The 17,330-nt window shown below is 39.9% G+C and carries 14 protein-coding genes; 6 read left to right on the top strand and 8 right to left on the bottom strand.

Going from position 1 to position 17,330, the window contains the following annotated elements:
• Positions 1–39: 39 nt before the first annotated feature.
• Entirely contained in the window at positions 40–771 is a 732-nt protein-coding gene (locus BM291_RS16840; protein WP_092899573.1) for an SIMPL domain-containing protein, read from the bottom strand.
• Positions 772–870: 99 nt separating this feature from the next.
• The gene (locus tag BM291_RS16835; RefSeq protein WP_092899571.1) at positions 871–2,352 is read right to left on the bottom strand and encodes a M14 family zinc carboxypeptidase; all 1,482 of its coding nucleotides are present in this window, start codon (positions 2,350–2,352) and stop codon (positions 871–873) included.
• 94 nt (positions 2,353–2,446) lie between these two features.
• Here BM291_RS16835 and BM291_RS16830 point away from each other — a divergent pair, with 94 nt between their 5' ends.
• On the top strand, positions 2,447–3,460 hold the full coding sequence (locus BM291_RS16830; RefSeq protein ID WP_092899569.1) for a dipeptide epimerase: 1,014 nt from the start codon (positions 2,447–2,449) through the stop codon (positions 3,458–3,460).
• 166 nt (positions 3,461–3,626) lie between these two features.
• Here BM291_RS16830 and BM291_RS16825 read toward each other — a convergent pair whose 3' ends face one another.
• Positions 3,627–4,322: a response regulator transcription factor gene (locus tag BM291_RS16825; protein ID WP_092899567.1), complete on the bottom strand. Its 696-nt coding sequence runs from the start codon at positions 4,320–4,322 to the stop codon at positions 3,627–3,629.
• Entirely contained in the window at positions 4,319–6,040 is a 1,722-nt protein-coding gene (locus BM291_RS16820) for a sensor histidine kinase (RefSeq protein WP_175499733.1), read from the bottom strand. Before BM291_RS16820 ends, BM291_RS16825 begins: the two co-directional genes overlap by 4 nt.
• 212 nt (positions 6,041–6,252) lie before the next feature.
• On the opposite strand from BM291_RS16820, the gene lysA reads away from it, so the two are divergent.
• From lysA to BM291_RS16800, 4 genes are all read left to right on the top strand, one after another.
• Positions 6,253–7,485 (top strand): diaminopimelate decarboxylase, encoded by a 1,233-nt coding sequence (gene lysA, locus BM291_RS16815; RefSeq protein ID WP_092899565.1) that lies wholly within the window; start codon positions 6,253–6,255, stop codon positions 7,483–7,485.
• A gap of 239 nt (positions 7,486–7,724) precedes the next feature.
• Positions 7,725–8,768: a PorP/SprF family type IX secretion system membrane protein gene (locus tag BM291_RS16810; RefSeq protein ID WP_092899563.1), complete on the top strand. Its 1,044-nt coding sequence runs from the start codon at positions 7,725–7,727 to the stop codon at positions 8,766–8,768.
• 411 nt (positions 8,769–9,179) lie between these two features.
• The gene (locus tag BM291_RS16805) at positions 9,180–11,222 is read left to right on the top strand and encodes a T9SS type B sorting domain-containing protein (protein ID WP_092899561.1); all 2,043 of its coding nucleotides are present in this window, start codon (positions 9,180–9,182) and stop codon (positions 11,220–11,222) included.
• Between the two features lies 1 nt (position 11,223).
• A complete protein-coding gene (locus BM291_RS16800; RefSeq protein WP_092899559.1) occupies positions 11,224–12,249 on the top strand; it encodes a PorP/SprF family type IX secretion system membrane protein in 1,026 nt (341 codons plus the stop codon).
• A gap of 226 nt (positions 12,250–12,475) precedes the next feature.
• On the opposite strand, the gene BM291_RS16795 is transcribed toward BM291_RS16800, so the two are convergent.
• From BM291_RS16795 to BM291_RS16785, 3 genes are all read right to left on the bottom strand, one after another.
• Positions 12,476–13,402 (bottom strand): mechanosensitive ion channel family protein, encoded by a 927-nt coding sequence (locus BM291_RS16795; protein WP_092899557.1) that lies wholly within the window; start codon positions 13,400–13,402, stop codon positions 12,476–12,478.
• A 129-nt stretch (positions 13,403–13,531) separates the two neighbouring features.
• Positions 13,532–13,996 carry a hypothetical protein gene (locus tag BM291_RS16790; RefSeq protein ID WP_092899555.1) on the bottom strand — a complete coding sequence of 155 codons (465 nt, stop codon included), beginning with the start codon at positions 13,994–13,996 and terminating at the stop codon, positions 13,532–13,534.
• Between the two features lie 85 nt (positions 13,997–14,081).
• The gene (locus tag BM291_RS16785) at positions 14,082–15,191 is read right to left on the bottom strand and encodes a TolB family protein (protein ID WP_092899553.1); all 1,110 of its coding nucleotides are present in this window, start codon (positions 15,189–15,191) and stop codon (positions 14,082–14,084) included.
• Positions 15,192–15,263: 72 nt separating this feature from the next.
• Here BM291_RS16785 and BM291_RS16780 point away from each other — a divergent pair, with 72 nt between their 5' ends.
• Positions 15,264–16,508: a M20/M25/M40 family metallo-hydrolase gene (locus BM291_RS16780; RefSeq protein WP_092899551.1), complete on the top strand. Its 1,245-nt coding sequence runs from the start codon at positions 15,264–15,266 to the stop codon at positions 16,506–16,508.
• A gap of 98 nt (positions 16,509–16,606) precedes the next feature.
• Here the strand turns inward: BM291_RS16780 and BM291_RS16775 are convergent, their stop codons facing one another.
• Positions 16,607–17,110 (bottom strand): hypothetical protein, encoded by a 504-nt coding sequence (locus tag BM291_RS16775; protein ID WP_139229126.1) that lies wholly within the window; start codon positions 17,108–17,110, stop codon positions 16,607–16,609.
• Positions 17,111–17,330: the final 220 nt, after the last annotated feature.

Below are 17,330 nucleotides of genomic sequence, written 5' to 3'. Positions count from 1 at the left end.
AAAGCTATTAGAATTAAAATTGTTTGGAATCGAGAGTATTTAATCCACCTCAAAAATCAACTTCATCGTAATTGAAGCAGTTTTGTTTTTGTCGGCTGTATTAAATGTGCCGCCCCAAGAATAGTCTTCTCCGGAGTTTTGGCCCGTGATCTGGAAGATTCCCATATTGGCTGAGATCAGATCGCCGAGATCTCCTTTGGAGTTTTCGGCGATTCGTTCCGCACGGATACGCGCATCTTCTGTGGCTTTTGCGATCATTTCCAGTTTCAGAGATTCCAGCTCGGTGTAATAATAGCGAGGAGATTGGGAGTAAAATGCGATTCCCTGATTAAGTAATTCAGTGATTTCTCTGGAGATTTTCTCTACTTTTTCCACTTCTGTAGATTCGATTTTCAAGGATTGGCTGAGCGTGTATCCTTTGAAAGTTTGACCCAAATACCTTCCGTCATTTGAATAATTCTGGTCGTAGTTTGGATTGGTATTTACTGCATTGAAAATCAATTTTTCGGCAGGAATTCCCTTTGAAATTAAATAATCAGTAACCAGTTTTCTGTCTTTTTCCAGATCTGCATAGGCAGACTTCAAGTCAAAGCTTTCACGGCTGAAATTGCCTTCCCAGACCACTAGATCAGAAGTGAAATTACTTTCTCCCAAACCAGTGACATTGATCGTGCCCTGTGGCCGGTTTCTGTTGATAACAGCATTTCCAAGGACGATAGAAGCAATCACGATGGCAACTGCAAAAAGAATGGAGGATAAATTATTTTTCATAAGTTCTAAAAGTTGATGTAGAAAGTAAATTGTGTTAATCAGATAACAAATAATCCGCCAAGAAGTGGATTAAATTAAGACATTCTGAAAATTTAACTATTAATAAATTTGCTGCTTAAATTCCTGATCTTTTGGGTTTTCTAGATCAATCAAATAGCCATTTACAACTGCGTATTTTCTAACCCCGTCTTTCTCCAAAAAGAAGTTAGTCGCTTCCCCGGTTTTCCAGCCAGAATCGAAATTATCCCTACTTTTCAACACTAAAATTGGAAGCTGGTGCAAGTCACCTTTTGCTCCATTCTTCACTTTCACTGCCAAATATCCTTGCTTTAGTAAGTCTAACGCTTTTACATAATCAATTTTGGAGATGGACTCAAAAGTGGACTCGTAGACTTTTCCAGCTACATAGTTCAACCCTTTCGCATCAAATTCCTCCATGCCGAAATACACCTGCATGTCACCCAAATCATCCACTGACCCCGTCACGTAATACGTGTCACCAGCGCTCATCTCTCTTCGCCTGATCGCCATATCCACTGGGTAAGATTTTCCCTTCATAGGAACTTGTACTTCATTGATTAGTAAATCAACGAGTTGTAAATCGTTGTCTGGAATGGCGAAGTATTCTTCCGTAGTGTATTGCTCGTAGCTTCTGGTAGCGATTTGCTCTAAAGCATTGAGGATAATCATGAAATTCAACTGACGGATATATTGCTTGTCGGGGTCATTTGGATAGCCGCCTGACTCGATCAAAATGGTGCTTGTCCCCCACTTGGTAATATTGTCGCCAAAAGCTCGTGGCTCAAAAGCATCGTCATATTTACCTACATGACCTGGCACTACTTGCTGCAGAATTTCATTCATACCTACGATGGTTTGCATCGCTTTCATTCGCACCATATTTACATCAGTTTCGTAGTTGTAGGCTGGCGCCAAAACAGAAATTGTAGCCTGCTTAGGTGTTCTCGAAGCATTGTAATAAGTCTGCTGATCGTGTAGATTAAACCCAAATTCTGGATCAAAATCATCGCGTGCAGCTTTGAGAATCACAGCTTCAGGAGAAATCTGCGAAATAGCATCGCGGTTCAAATCTATATCCAGCGCATTTCTTCGCTTGAATTCCTCCGCTCCATCAGGATTAATCATGGGAATAAATTTGAGCTCAAGCTTAGAATTCAAGAGCGTTCGAAGTTCATCATACTCATCTCCGTTTGCTTCGAGGAAGTTGAATAAATCAAAAAGCGACATGGTAGCGGTGCTCTCATTTCCGTGCATTTGGGACCAAAGCATGACCTTGATTTTGCCGTCGCCCCAGTCCAAACTTGAAATGCTTCTTCCTTCCACTGATTCACCAAGTTTAGTGATCTGAAAAGCATCAGTATGCTTCTGAATCAAAGGCTGAAGATCTGCATGCTTAAATCGTCTGTGCGTAATCGCTGGCTCTTTGAATTTGGAATAAGCGGATTCAAGAGTTGCAACCGCTGTGGACTTAGAAGAAGGAGTGCTTGCTGTTTTACAACTAATTGCTAAAAATGAAAACAGCAAAAACAAGCTTATCGAGATTTTAGAATTGACTTTCATACTTATTTCTATTTACCTTGAATAAAATATAAATCTACCTATCATTCAAGTAAAAAACAGGTTAATTTTGCCTCAAATCGAATATTTCCCCCAAATGAATTTATCCTTTCAAGTCGTAGATCTTCCGCTCAAGCATACGTTTACTATCGCGCATCAAAGCAGGGATGTGCAAGATACAATCATTGTAAAACTGCAAGATGGTGCATTTTACGGGTTGGGTGAATCCACTACCAATCCTTTCTACGGTATGACGATTACTAATATGTCGGAATGTTTGGAGAATTTCAGGCCTATCGTAGAAAAAGGTGGGTGGGAAACTCCTACAGAACTTTGGGATTTGGGTAAAGACGTTTTTAAAGACAATCCTTTTGCTCAATGTGCGTTGGATTTGGCTGCTTGGGATATTTATGCCAAAAAACAGGGTCAAAAGCTATATGAATTACTGGGATTAAATCCCGTCAATATCCCACTGACCAACTTTACGATTGGTATTGATACACTCGAAAAAATGGTGGCAAAAATGAAGGAAGTACATTGGCCGATCTATAAAATCAAGCTGGGAACTTCGGATGATTTGGCAATTATCCGAGAGCTTAGAAAGCATACGGACGCTATTTTTAGAATTGACGCCAACTGTGCTTGGACAGCTCAGCAGGCAATCGACTACTCCGTAGAGCTAGAGAAGTTGGGTGTGGAGTTTATGGAGCAGCCACTTGGAAAGGATGATTTGGAGGGAATGAAGGAGGTCTTCAAGTACAGTAAACTTCCAATCATCGCAGATGAAAGCTGTATAGTGGAGTCCGATGTGAAGAAATGCCATGGCCTATTTCACGGAATCAATGTGAAGCTGGTGAAAGCTGGGGGAATCACTCCAGGTCTGAGAATGATTCATGAAGCAAAGAAACTAGGGATGAAAACCATGGTAGGTTGTATGACTGAGTCTTCTGTAGGAATCACGGCCATAGCGCACATAGCGCCACTTTTGGATTATGTAGATATGGACGGCGCAATGCTGCTGTCAAGAGATCCTGCGAAAGGTGTGATTATCACGCCTGAAAAAGTGACTTTCCCAGAAGGAAATGGGATAGGAGCGGAAATGGTTGTTTAAGTATCAAATAGCAAGACGTAAGTATTTAGACGTAAATATTGAGATATGAGAGTCAAGAATTGAGAGTCAAGATCTTAGAAAAAAATTAAGCCAGAGCGATTTTACATCACTCTGGCTTTTGAGTTTTATACTACTTACAATAATTACTTCTCACTTTTTACAGAGTTTACCCCTCACTTACGATCAGCTTGAAGCCTTCGCCGTGAACGGTGATGATCTGTACTTTTGGATCGTCTTTTAGGATCTTTCTGATTTTGCTTAGATACACATCCATGCTTCGCGCATTGAAGTAGCTATCGTCTCCCCAGATTTGTTTTAGAGCATGACTTCTGTTTACTAGGTTGTTGATTTCAGAAGCTAGAAGGCGGATCAGCTCATTTTCCTTCGAAGTCAATTTATGGCGACCTTTTGGGCCGTCAAGCAGTTGCTCATCGTAGTGAAGTACAAAGCCGCCAAAAGAATAGACTTTGAGTGGATTGATCTCTTCATTTTTATGAGTTCTCCTTAAGATTGCATTTACTCTAAGCAGAAGCTCTTCCATGCTAAAAGGTTTCGTCAGGTAATCATCTGCTCCGATTTTGAGTCCTTCGATGATATCATCCTTTTGATTTTTTGCCGTTAGGAAAAGTATAGGAAGGTTTTCTTCCACCTTCTTAATTTCTTTAGCTAGGGTGAATCCATCCTTTTTCGGCATCATGATGTCAAGAAGACAAAGGTCAAATTTGCCTTTCTTGAATTTGTTCCAGCCTTCTTCACCGTCTCGGCAAAGCGTTGGTTCATACCCTTTCATTTCCAAATATTCTTGTAGGATATCTCCTAAATTTGGATCGTCTTCGACCACTAATAGTTTTGCTTTACTCATTGTTTCTTTGGTAAGTTAATGGTGAATGAGCTTCCTTTTCCAAGTTCGCTACTTACTTGAATCCCACCTTTGTGAGCTTCCAGCATGGCTTTAACATAAGATAACCCCAGACCGAAGCCTTTGACATCGTGTACGTTTCCGGTAGGAACTCGGTAGAATTTATCAAAAATTTTCCGTTGTGCATCTTTATTCATCCCTATTCCTTCGTCCTTGATCGTGACATAGACTTGATCAGCATCATCTTTGGCTTCAATAATGATAAAAGGATTTTCGGGTGAATACTTATTTGCATTGTCCAGCATATTGTTGAAAATATGAGAGAGGTGAAAAAGGTCACCTTCTATCATAGGAGCTTCCAGGGAGTTTATAAATGTGATTTGTCCACCTTTCTTCTCCACTTGTAGGCCAAAATGATCTACTGTATTTTCCAGAACCTCTGCTAGATTCAGCAATTCAATTTTCAGATTAAAATCCTTTTTGTCTAACGCAGCGGCTTGAAGAACGTTTTCTACCTGTGATACCAAGCGCTTATTTTCATCCTTGATAATGCCAAGATATCTCGAACGAAACTTGTCTTGACTGGAAAGTTCAGGGTCTTGAAGTGCTTCCACAGCGAGACTCACTGTTGCCAGTGGAGTCTTGAATTCATGCGTCATATTATTGATAAAATCATTCTTGGTGTCTGATAGCGCCTTTTGGCGAATGATCACTTTGATGGCATAGATGAAGCAAGATATAATCACTGCTATAAAAAGAAGAGAGCTTGAAATAGGCAACCAGACTTCACGAATCACGTGTGTGCTTTTCTCTGGGAAATACACATACAAGTAATTGTTTTTGCCTAAAATATCATTGGGGAAAAGCTTGGCTTGAATACCTTTTTGCACTAAAGTAAACTGTTCTTTCACGTTCCCAATAGGCATGATTTTTCCGTCCTCCTTGAGCAAGCCCAATTCGAAATCCTCAGAAATATTCTGTTCAAGTAAATATCCTCTCAATAATTGTCTAACACGGGCCGTGTCTAGTCTATCTAGAATGGCCTGCTGACCCGCAGCCATTTCATCCCACATTTTGTTGAAAAATTCAATCTTCCTATTTGCTTTAGCGATTTTTTCTAAAGCATCAGGAGTAAGGTTCATTTCAGGCAAGCCATATTGTAGGCTTTGCATTGACGCGGCTGAATTTCTTTTCTTGGTCGAGTTCTCTACTCTATTTAGGTATTCAAACCGACGTTCTTTTTCCTTGAGCAATACCTCAAGTTCATCAGGTGTAAAGAGTTTTGAGGCGACTTCAGGTGTCATATTGGTAAAGAAAGTCTCCAAATCTTCCAATACATTGCTATCTACACCACGGGATTCCAGAATTCTTTTGAAGGTGGGGCTTACTTTGGGAGCTGATTCCTGAAAAAATGTATCAACCAAAGAAGGTCTATTAGCTGGGTTGGGTCTGGACCTATATTGAATTTGTAACGGGTCTATTCTTTCAAATAATGACTTTTGAATAGTAGAATCCTGAATCAGAAAACTGTAAAAGGCGTCAGAATTCTCGCCTTTTTCCAATTGTTCAATGGTTCCGGTAAGTGCTAGATGTACATTTTGATCAAACCTCTCCCTATTAATACGAATTGCATTTTTCACCCAGTAGAACTGGAATCCCATCAGACCGAAGCTGGCCAGGGACATCAAGACGACAATGAGGATGATATTACTTTTCGACATGGTGCAAATTTAAACCTATAATCAGGCTATAAAGGCAGCTTAACAATATTTAACCGCCTCAAGGAGAGTGGACAGTAGTTCATATTCAACTCCTTCATCTATATTTAGGCTCGAAAACTGCGTTTTCTTAATTACACTATAACTAATGAAAATAGGGGGCAAAGGCCTCCTTTTTTTGTTATTTGGCTATCTTTGCCCGCAAATTTCAGATAATGTCAGCATCTCAACATCCTATTCAGCTCCAGGGAGTAAACCTCGAGACTATTGCTCAAGAATTTGGTTCTCCAGTCTATGTGTATGACGGAGACAAGATAGTAAGTCAAATCAAATCGCTTCAGTCTGCCTTCGCTACTGTTCCATTGAAAATCAAATATGCGACTAAAGCTCTTTCCAATATCAATATCTTAAAGTTGGTAAAAAAAGCTGGAGAAGGAGTAGATGCAGTTTCTATCGAGGAAATTATGATCTGTATGAAAGCAGGTTTTACCGCTGGGGAGATTATGTACACTCCAAGTGGGGTGAATTTCCGCGAAGTGGAGGAAGCTGTTGCGTTAGGAGTCATCGTTAATCTGGACAGTATTCCTCTGATGGAAGAGTTTGGGGCGATGTATGGAAACACGGTTGCTGCCTGCATTCGAATCAACCCACATATTATGGCGGGTGGAAATGCTAAGATTTCCGTGGGTCACATTCAGAGTAAGTTTGGTATTTCTATCCAACAACTTCCTGAGATTATAGAGGTAGTAAAGAACTTTGATATTAAAATCAAAGGACTTCATATTCATACAGGATCCGATATTCTTGATGCAGAGATATTCTTAAGAGGAGGAAATGTGTTGTTTGAAGCAGCCATGAACTTTCCTGATCTTGCCTTTCTGGATTTTGGTGGAGGTTTCAAAGTGGCGTATAAGTCCGGTGATCCAGCTACTGACATTGCAGAAGTTGGAGCAAAAGTATCTGCGGCATTTAATGAATTCTGTGAGAAATATGGTCGAAAACTTGAGCTATGGCTTGAACCAGGGAAATTCCTTGTAAGTGAATCTGGATACCTGATCGTAGAAGCCAATGTGGTGAAGAAAACGCCTCAGATCACCTTTGTTGGGGTGGATTCTGGGTTGAATCACCTGATCAGACCGATGATGTATGATGCATTCCATGATGTATATAATCTGAGCAATCCCGAGGGAGATCAAAAACCATATAACGTAGTAGGGTATATCTGCGAAACAGACACGCTTGCTAAAGATCGAATGCTTGCTTCGGTTACGAAAGGAGATTTCTTGGTATTTAAAAATGCTGGAGCATATGGCTTTAGCATGTCTTCCAACTATAACTCAAGATTGCGACCAGCTGAGGTTTTGGTTTGGGAAGGCAAAGCTCAACTGATTCGTGAGCGAGAGATTTTTGAGGATTTGATCCGACACCAGGTTATTTTGGATATTTAATTTTCTAATTCCAACTCTTTTCCAACTCCTTATCCCCTTTGGTATAATTATTGAATACTGCTGGGGCAAATCGAGAATGTGCTACGGGTAGCCTTTCTCAGCTTGAATTGGTTTGAAATTCGAATGATTGAAAGCCCCAATCATAAGCCCTAGTAATTTCAAATCTTTAAATCATAATTATTTAACCTAAGCCATTTTACTAATTGTTAAATTAGAGAGTGGGAATGGGGTAGTTGTCTATGTTTAAGAGAACAATCGGCGTATTCATTATTTTAGGGGCTATTAGTTGCATTTTTTCGAATGTAATAGCTCAGGATACCCAGTACTCTCAATTTTATGCTGCACCTCTTTATCTAAACCCTGCCCTTACAGGCGCAAGTGAGCTTACACGAGTTGGTGTTAATTACAGAAATCAGTGGCCAGGGTTAGATCATAATTTCAATTCTTACTCCGCTTACATTGATCACTACATTTTTGATTACAATAGTGGTATAGGATTAATATTCAATGGGAGCCAGGAAAGTATGGCAAATCTCTCAACCAATGAAATAGGGCTTTCTTATGCGTATAGGCTTAAGTTAAGCGAGGATATGTTTTTCAGAATTGGAGGGATGGTGAGCTATATGCAACGTGATGCATTTTTCTCAGACTTGGTGTTTGGAACTCAGATCGATATTATCAATGGAACAATTGGTGGTATTACCGATGAACTTAATGGAGTGCCAATAGATAGCCATTATAGTTTTGTTGATTATAGTGTAGGGGGGATGTTTTACTCCAATAGAATCTGGTTAGGAGCATCTGCTCATCATATTTCAGAGCCTAATACTTCGTTTGTAGAAGGGCAAATCTCAAAGCTTCCGATGAAGTTATCTGCTCAAGGGGGTATAAAGTTTGATTTGGGTGGTGGTCGCAGGGATTACTTCACACATGCCTATTCGGAGCGTTCTGTTTCTTTTGCTTTCAATTATAAGCAACAGGATCCATTCAATCAGCTGGATGTAGGAGCGCAGTTTTACCTGGAGCCTTTGGTTCTGGGTGTTTGGTATAGAGGACTGCCAACTAAAAATAACCTACCAAATAATGAATCATTCATAGGCTTGGTGGGAGTGTCACTTGAAAGTGGGCTGGATATTGGCTATTCTTATGATGCAACTATCTCAAAACTAGGGTTGAAAAATAGCGGTGGTGCGCACGAGATTTCTCTTACTTATACTTTTTTGTGGGGTGACGCTAAGAGCAGAAACCAAAGAGGAAGAACTATCCCTTGTTTCAAGTATTAAACTGATTCGTAACCAATTATAGATTTTCAAGAAAAAAACTTTAAATATTTATACTTTTTTTTCATTTGCCTGTATGACAGGCTTTTTTTATTTGGTGTTCACAAAAAAGCATCATTTCACATGTTTTTTGATTATGGTAATATTTTAAGAAAAGTAATACTTTTTTAAGTCGCATTTCGTTTTAGGTGCTTTTCTGTCAAATGTTGTTTTTAAGAATAATTCTCCACTTATTTCGGTATAAGCTATTGATTTAAGAATATCATTTTGTTGTATATGATTTACATAAAATAATGTTCTTAAAAATGAAATACACTAATCCTCGTTTGTAAGACAAATTAAGAAAGTTGAAAAGTCGTCGAACTTCCAACAGCTACAAAACTCTTGAAAAAGGTATATCCTACATATTGCCTAATGATACTCTCACTCTTATGGAGTGTGATGATCAGTTTTACTGTTTCAGCACAGCATGCTATTGAAAGAGGAGTACTGAATTTTGATAACAATAGAATTTTTGCTACTAAAGGAATAACAGTTGGGGTTTCGGGAAAGCTTGCTCTTTGCTCTCATGCTGAAAAAGGACATATCATACTTGATGTGCAAGGTGGAGTAGCTCCATATACTTATCGTTGGAATACCTTACAAACTACCAAAGACCGTACGGACCTTTATTCAGGAACATACACAGTAGTAATTACTGATGCAGTAGGTACAGTCCATACCGAAAGAATCGTAGTTCAGCCACCTTATCCTTTGATTCTAAATCCAGTGGAGAAGGCGGATGCTAGCTGTAGTTCGGGTAATGATGGCTCTGCAAAGATTAGCGTAAAAGTAGGAAGAGGCGAGCCTTATAGAGTTACGTGGAGCAATGGACTGACGGATACTTGGGAAGCTACTAATTTGGAGCCAGGATCTTATTCTGTAACTGTGGCAGACAAATTCAATTGTGACATTACCACTACGTTCGAAATCAAAGCCGCTTCTGAAGGAATGCAAGTTTCTGAAGCTATTCAGGACCTAGGATGTTCAGGACTAAGCAACGGTTCTATTAACCTAAGTGTGAAAGGTGGTCAAGCACCATATACTTATCAATGGAGCAACGGATCAACTTCCAAAGATCTTATCAATATTACTGAAGGAGACTATAGTGTAATAATAAAAGATCAAACGGGTTGCTCATTCCAAGCATCTTATGCTGTCAAGGCGGCTACTCAGATGGGACTTAAAGAAACTGTTCAGCCTGAGAGCTGTGCTGGAGCTGGTAATGGATCAATTCAAGTGAGTGTACAAGGAGGAACTGCTCCTTACATGTATAAGTGGAATAATGGTCAGAGCACTTCCAAATTAGGTGATGTGAATGCTGGCGATTACTCTTTGATTGTGACTGATGCCTTTGGGTGTACGGTAGAAAAGAAATTTACTGTGGGTACCGATTCCGCTCTAGAGCTAGAGGTTCTAGATCAAACTAAAGCTGCGTGTGCTGGGTCAAGTGCTGGGTCTATTCATTTAGCGATAAAAGGAGCTTCAGGAAAATATAGCACTAAGTGGTCCGATGATCCATCAGCTGGTCTAAATAGAGAGAATTTATCTGCAGGAACCTATCACCTCTCTGTATCTGATGAAAGTGGCTGCAATGTGACTAAGACATTTACTATTGCAGAAGCGCAAGCTTTACAAGCAAGAATCGAAACAGTCTTAGATGTTGACTGTGCCATCGGTGCCATCACTGGAGTAGCTTGGGTTTCGATCAAAGGAGGAGTTCAGCCTTACCAAATCAGCTGGAGTTCAGGCGAAGAGGCTACTCGAGAGATTAATTTCCATTCGTCTGGCAGCTTGAAAGTGAATGTGACAGATGCTTTGGGATGTACTTCTCAAACTGAAGTGCGCGTAGATTTTCCGAGTCAAATAAATAAGGCTGGAAGATTGGATTTCGACTATAGAAAGTTAGAAATCAGCAGTGAGCCTGAAGTTCAAGTAGATGAAGAAATCATTTTTGAAAGCGTTATTTCAGATGATTTTATAGGGTGGGAATGGTCTTTTGGAGATGGCAATGCATCTAAAGAGAAAGACCCTATCCACATTTTCCAAACCTCTGGAATGTTCGAAGTCACCCTTACAGCTTATGATATTTATGGCTGTTCTAGTATTGAGAAAAATATCATCCAAGTAAATACACCCTTAGAGTTTATTGCCATACCTAATGCTTTCACCCCAAATGGTGACGGTCTGAACGACACGTTTATCCCTAAACTCAGAGCTGTCTCCACCTTCTCCATGGATATCTTCAATACATGGGGAGAAAAAATGTATTCCGTTTCAGGCCTTGAATCCAAGGGCTGGGATGGTGTTTATCAAGGTCAGGTTTCACCCCCTGGCAATTACCTATACCAGATTACTTACACTTCTAGAGATGGTCAACTGTTTACCCGAACAGGAGGAGTTACCCTAATTCGTTAATATGAAAAACGTTTATTTGCTTATCACCCTAAGCTTATTAAGCTTAAATTTAAGTGCACAGGACATTCAGTATTCGCAGTTTTATGCTGCTCCTTTGTATCTAAATCCTGCCATGACTGGCGCTTCAGAAATGACTCAGATTGGTGTCAATTACCGAAACCAATGGCCTGGTCTTGATCAGTCATTCAATTCTTATTCTGCGTATGCTGATCATTATATCTTCAGTGCAAATAGCGGAGTGGGTCTGATTGTAAACAGATCTGAGCAAAGTATGGCAAATCTCAGCATGACTGAGATCGGAGCTACCTATTCCTATAGAATGAGATTGGGTTTTAGGTCATTCTTGAGAATGGGTGGTCAGGTTAGCTACATGGATCGCGATGCATACTTTGGAGATATGGTTTTTGGAAGTCAGATCAACGACCAAACTGGTGCCGTAGGAGGTACTAGTGGAGAAAGTCTTGGAGACGGCATCAGTCATCAGTTTATGGACTATAGCTTTGGTATGGTATACCACAATGAAAATATGTGGTTTGGCTTGGCTGGACATCATTTGACTCAGCCAAACATCTCTTTCATCGATGGTGAAAATAGCAAGTTGCCTATTAAGGTGTCTGCACATGGAGGGGTGAAGTTTGACCTTTCTGGTGGTACTTCATCTCAGCTTTTGAACCAAAGAACTGGTACAAGAGAATTGACTTTAGCATTTAATTATAAGAATCAAGGTGCTTTTTCTCAGCTAGATATGGGGGCTCAGATAAATATACAGCCTCTTGTTTTGGGTGTTTGGTATAGAGGAATTCCTGTACAGAAAGATGATATGCCAAATCACGAAGCTATCATTGGCCTAGTAGGGATATCTCTTGGTGGAGGTTTAGACATTGGCTATAGCCATGATTTCACCTTGTCTTCTTTGGGAAACGCGAACACAGGCGGAGCAAATGAGATCAGTTTACGCTTTAGCTTCCTTGCTACTAATAAGCGTGGAGCTGGCAGAACAACCTCTATGCCTTGCTTTAAATATTGATTTAGGGAGTCTTTCGATAATTTAGAATTGCTCAAATTAAAGAACACTGCTTAGCCGATCATGATCAGGAAATACTTTGAGATATCCTGAAAATCACTTCCTTTAAACACGACTATTCACATCACTTCGATGAAATAGGTGCCTTTTCTTGCAGCGAGTATATACGCTCCCAAAAAAATGCAGGGAACTACTGTTGCCAAGTGGCTATACATCAGCAATTGGTACGTCATGCTTTATTGATATCTTTTTGAGTCATCTCAATTCTGGTCTTAGGAAGGCTTTCAGGATAATTTTTCTGAATAAATTCTATCATTTTTTCTCTTACAAAAACCCGTAAATCCCATGCAGTAGGTGAATTTTTGGCACTGACCAAAATACGCGTTTCTACAGTGAATTCTTTCGCATCAGACACCTGCAGGACTTTCACTTTTTTGTCCCAAAGAGGAGTGGTTTCAAGAATTCTATCTAACTCTTTGCGTAGCTCATCGAAAGGAATCGTGTAATCCGTGTATAGGAAAACTGAGCCGAGTAAATCTGCTGAGGTTCGGGTCCAGTTTTGAAATGGAGTTTCCAAAAAGTAAGTAGTCGGAAGTACGAGCCTCCGCATATCCCAGATTCTCACTACAATATAATTCAGGTTAATTTCCTCAATCCATCCCCATTCACCTTCCACTACCACGGCATCTTCAAGACGAAATGGCTGTGTGATAGCTATTTGAATGCCGGCAATCAGAGTTCCGATAGCCTTCTGCGCAGAAAAACCTATGATTATGCCAGCCACACCAGCAGAAGCAAAAAATCCGACTCCTACTTTTCTGACTGATTCGAAAGAAATCAATATCAAACCTATCCCAAGGAGTATAATGATAAAATTAGCCACCTTCACGAGGATATTTATCTGAGTGAGAACCTTCCTAGCTTTTAGATTGTCCTCTTGCGAAATATCATATTGCTTGATGAAGAGTTTTTTCAAAATCTGCATTAATACTAGCAGGCACCAAGTAAAGCCGCATATAATTAATACAGTATTGATATTAGGCAAATAAGACCATACTCCCTCCCAGTCTTTCGACTCTTCTCCATAATAAAGCTTGGAAAAGGCAAGAGCAAGTGTCACCAATAAAGGGATAACCAAGCGGGTATAATATTTCATAAACTCAAGTTAAAAAGGATAAGTAGTATATGGACTGAAAATTCAGCCACTGAAAAAGGTTGTTATGGGTGGGTTGAGCTTAGAAATTAGGGAATTGAGGTGAGAATGGCAAATTGATGGAAGTGGACTTTAGTCGCAGGGAATTGGAGTTAGGGCCATTTTGTGAGTATAATCCAGTGAGTCAATATTGACCTGAACAGGAACTCCATCCACAGTTTTCATTTCACCAAAACCCTCTTTCCAGCCTTCGTCAGTATTCTTGAAGACAACTTGACGTTTTGAGGCAACTCCTTCTGACATAAAAGTATACTCTGCGATTATTCTATTATCTCTAATTACTCCCTCTATTGTTCCACTGTTTTTATCTTTTTCAAACAGTGCATAGTCAAGGGTACCCGTGATATTTGTTCCATCTATATGTGTTGCAAGTAGGACAGTGTCTTTGTTTCCCACGTATCTGAAACATTCCGTATTGATTTCTTCAATGTGTTCGGCATCTGGGGAAAATGCCACTTCAATTGGGGAATCTTCTTTAGGAGCTTTGCAGGCTACACATACTAATAATGCGAAAAATACTGTTGTAAGAGCTTTCATAGTGACTTTCCAGTAGGTTAGAGAATATTAGAAACAAAAAGACCGCCATACTGACGGTCTTTTGTTATTAAGATGATTTTAGAGATCAGCCTCCAATCCATTCAGCTACAAATAGGTTGGTGTCTCTAGTGCCTCCATTGTTTCTATTGGAGGAGAAAACCAAGTATTTTCCATCATTTGAGAACACTGGGAAAGCATCGAAAGTCCCGTCATGTGTGATTCGCGTAAGACCGGTTCCGTCTAGGTTGATCATAAATAAGTTGAATGGATAGCCTCTTTCAGTTTGATGGTTTGAAGCAAAAATGATTTTTTCTCCAGAGGGGTGGAAGAATGGCGCCCAGTTGGCTTTGCCAAGATCTGTGATTTTTTTCACATCGGTTCCATCTGCATTTGCTACATATAGTTCCATGCTTGTTGGCATTACTAAACCTTCATTAAGTAAGTCTTTGTATTCTTTGACGTCTTCAACTGAAGTTGGTCGAGAGGCTCTCCAGATGATTTTACTTCCATCAGGAGAGAAAAAAGCTCCACCATCATATCCTAAATCAGAAGTGATTTGTTTCACATCTGAACCATCTATATTCATTGTGTAGAGCTCCAAATCACCAGTTCTCAAAGAAGTGAAAACGATTTTATCTCCTTTAGGAGAAACTGTCGCTTCAGCGTCGTATCCAGGTTCATTTGTCAGTTGGGAGAGAATGTTTCCATTCATGTCTGCTGTGAAAATATCAAAGGAATCATAGATAGGCCAAACGTATTTCCCATCCGTTCTGCGCTCTGGTACAGGCGGGCAATTATCACCACCCAAATGTGTAGATGCATAGACAATACTTTTATTGTCTGGAAGGAAATAAGAACATGTCGTCCTTCCCAAACCTGTGCTTAGAAGCTTCGGCTTGTTATTCTGTAAATCATCGGTTTTCCAATTTGTATAATAAACCTGATCACATTCCACTCCCCACTCGGCATAGTCAGATTGAAAAACCAGCATAGAATCATCAAATGACCAATATGCTTCGGCATTATTGCCTCCGAAAGTCAGTTGCTTGATGTTTTTTAGATACTTCATTTCTTCTGGAGTCAGAAGTAAAGAATCTGAAGCAGAATGCACTTCAGTTTGGGCTTCATTTTGAACGTCTGTTTTTGAGCTGCAGGCAAAAGAAAGTAGCAGCAGGGCAACAAGGATTTGTCTCATTATGGATTTGAATTTTTAGAATTGCTGCGCAAAGTTACCATTTATTACCTTTGACGAAATATGATAAAAGACATGAAATATCTACTTAAATATAGCGTAGTGGCAGTAGCGCTGGTCCTAGTCACTTGGAGCTGTTCTACTGCCCCAACAGATGAAAGTTTGAAAGCAAGCCTGAAAGCGGATGTTACTTTTCTTGCTGCAGATGACCTTGGTGGACGTGCTATAGGTACTGACGGAGAGCGAAAAGCAGCGGAATATCTTGCCTCAGAATTCAAAGAAATCGGATTGCAGCCCAAAGGAACTGAAGGTTATTTTCAGCCTTTTACCGTGTCAAAACCAACGAATCCACATGAGGAAGCTGTCATCGGTACAGATGGGGAAGGTGTGACTGGTAGAAATGTGATTGGTTATATCGATAACAAGTCTGAGAATACTATAGTGATTGGGGCACACTTTGATCACTTGGGAATGGGTGGAAACGGATCTCTACATCGAGGCGATTCCGCAATCCATAATGGAGCCGATGACAATGCCAGCGGCACAGCTGCGTTGGTAGCTTTGGCGAGAATCTTGAAGCACGAGCAGCACAAGAGCAACTTCCTTTTTATAGCTTTCTCAGGTGAGGAAAATGGTCTTTGGGGATCAAATTACTTCGTGAAAAATCCTACAATTGACCTTACCAAGGTTAATTACATGATCAACATGGATATGGTCGGGCGCTTGAATGGTGAAAAAACTTTAGCTATTAATGGCGTTGGAACTAGCCCGAGCTTCGTTACTTCCTTGGAATTGGCAAATACGGACACCCTTAAATTGGTTACTTCAGAATCCGGTGTTGGTCCTTCTGATCATACATCGTTTTACCTTCAGGATTTGCCTGTATTACACTTTTTCACTGGTCAGCATGAAGATTATCACAAGCCTTCCGACGATTCAGAATTGATCAATTATGATGGATTATTGCTTGTGGTGAAATACATCGATCGTTTGGTTGATCAATTAGATGCTGAGCCAAAACTTGCTTTCACTAAGACGAAAGACAGCACTGGCGACTCTCCTCGATTTACAGTTTCCTTGGGTGTAGTGCCGGATTATCTATACGATGGAAAAGGTATGCGTATAGACGGTGTGTCAGAGGACAAACCTGCTCAAGCCGCTGGTTTGTTAAAAGGTGATGTAGTTATTCAGATGGGCGATTCCACTATTGTGGATATGATGAGTTACATGCGAGCATTGAGTGCTTTCCAGAAAGGGGACGAAGTACTTCTTGGTTATGAAAGAGGAGGGGAGAAAAAGGAAGTGAAGGTTACTTTATAGTAGCTAATTATAAGAGTGATAGATTTTTGATTTTAAAAAAAAAGACATCCTAAAAATCATTGTTTTAGGATGTCTTTTTACTTTAATGAGTTTTTTATTCAGTCAAAGAACGACCTCAACCAAGCTGCATCTTTTAAACCAGTGATGATGGGAATGAAAAGAACATTTGCTATTAAGATCAAAACATAGGGGAAATAGATTTTTTGATCTTTGATGTAGTCTCTAATCATCAGAAATAGTATAATCAGAATAATTAGTACTTCATTCCAGATGAAAACATCAGTCCATTCAAATGGGAAGTCAGAAAATTTCTTGGGCTGAAATATGGCATCTAATGGAATGAATGAGAACCGTACAGTGCCAGGAGCCAAAACCCAAAATACCGTCGAAATCATCCATCGGGCATGTACTTGTGTATTTCGAGCGTAGACTATGGCAAGTGCTATCGACAAGGTGAAGCCAGAAATTGAAATCAAATCTACAAATGCAAGACTGTACCTAACAGGATAAAGAGGAGAGAATTCGCTCATGTTAGGTAAGCTTATCAGGATCATATTCAGTGCAGAAGCAATGAGAAATCCAGCTATAAGTAGTGAAAGCATACCTACTTTTCTATGAATTTGAATAGGTCGATTGTGGTAAATCCAAGGCTGAATAATCAAACATACATACCAAAAAGTGGCTGAGAGTCCATGCAAATGCCAATGCAATGGGGCATTTTTAAAGCTAAACCAGTAGCCTTGAAATCCTATTAATGTGATAACAAATGGTAGTATTAACCACAAATGGAGTTTTGGGAAAAGCTTCATAAAATACCAATCT

The organism is Algoriphagus aquimarinus, from assembly GCF_900112005.1.
GTDB classification, from domain to species: Bacteria; Bacteroidota; Bacteroidia; order Cytophagales; family Cyclobacteriaceae; genus Algoriphagus; species Algoriphagus aquimarinus.
The sequence above is the reverse complement of the archived record's forward strand: the minus strand, read 5'-3'. Positions and strand labels throughout refer to the sequence as shown.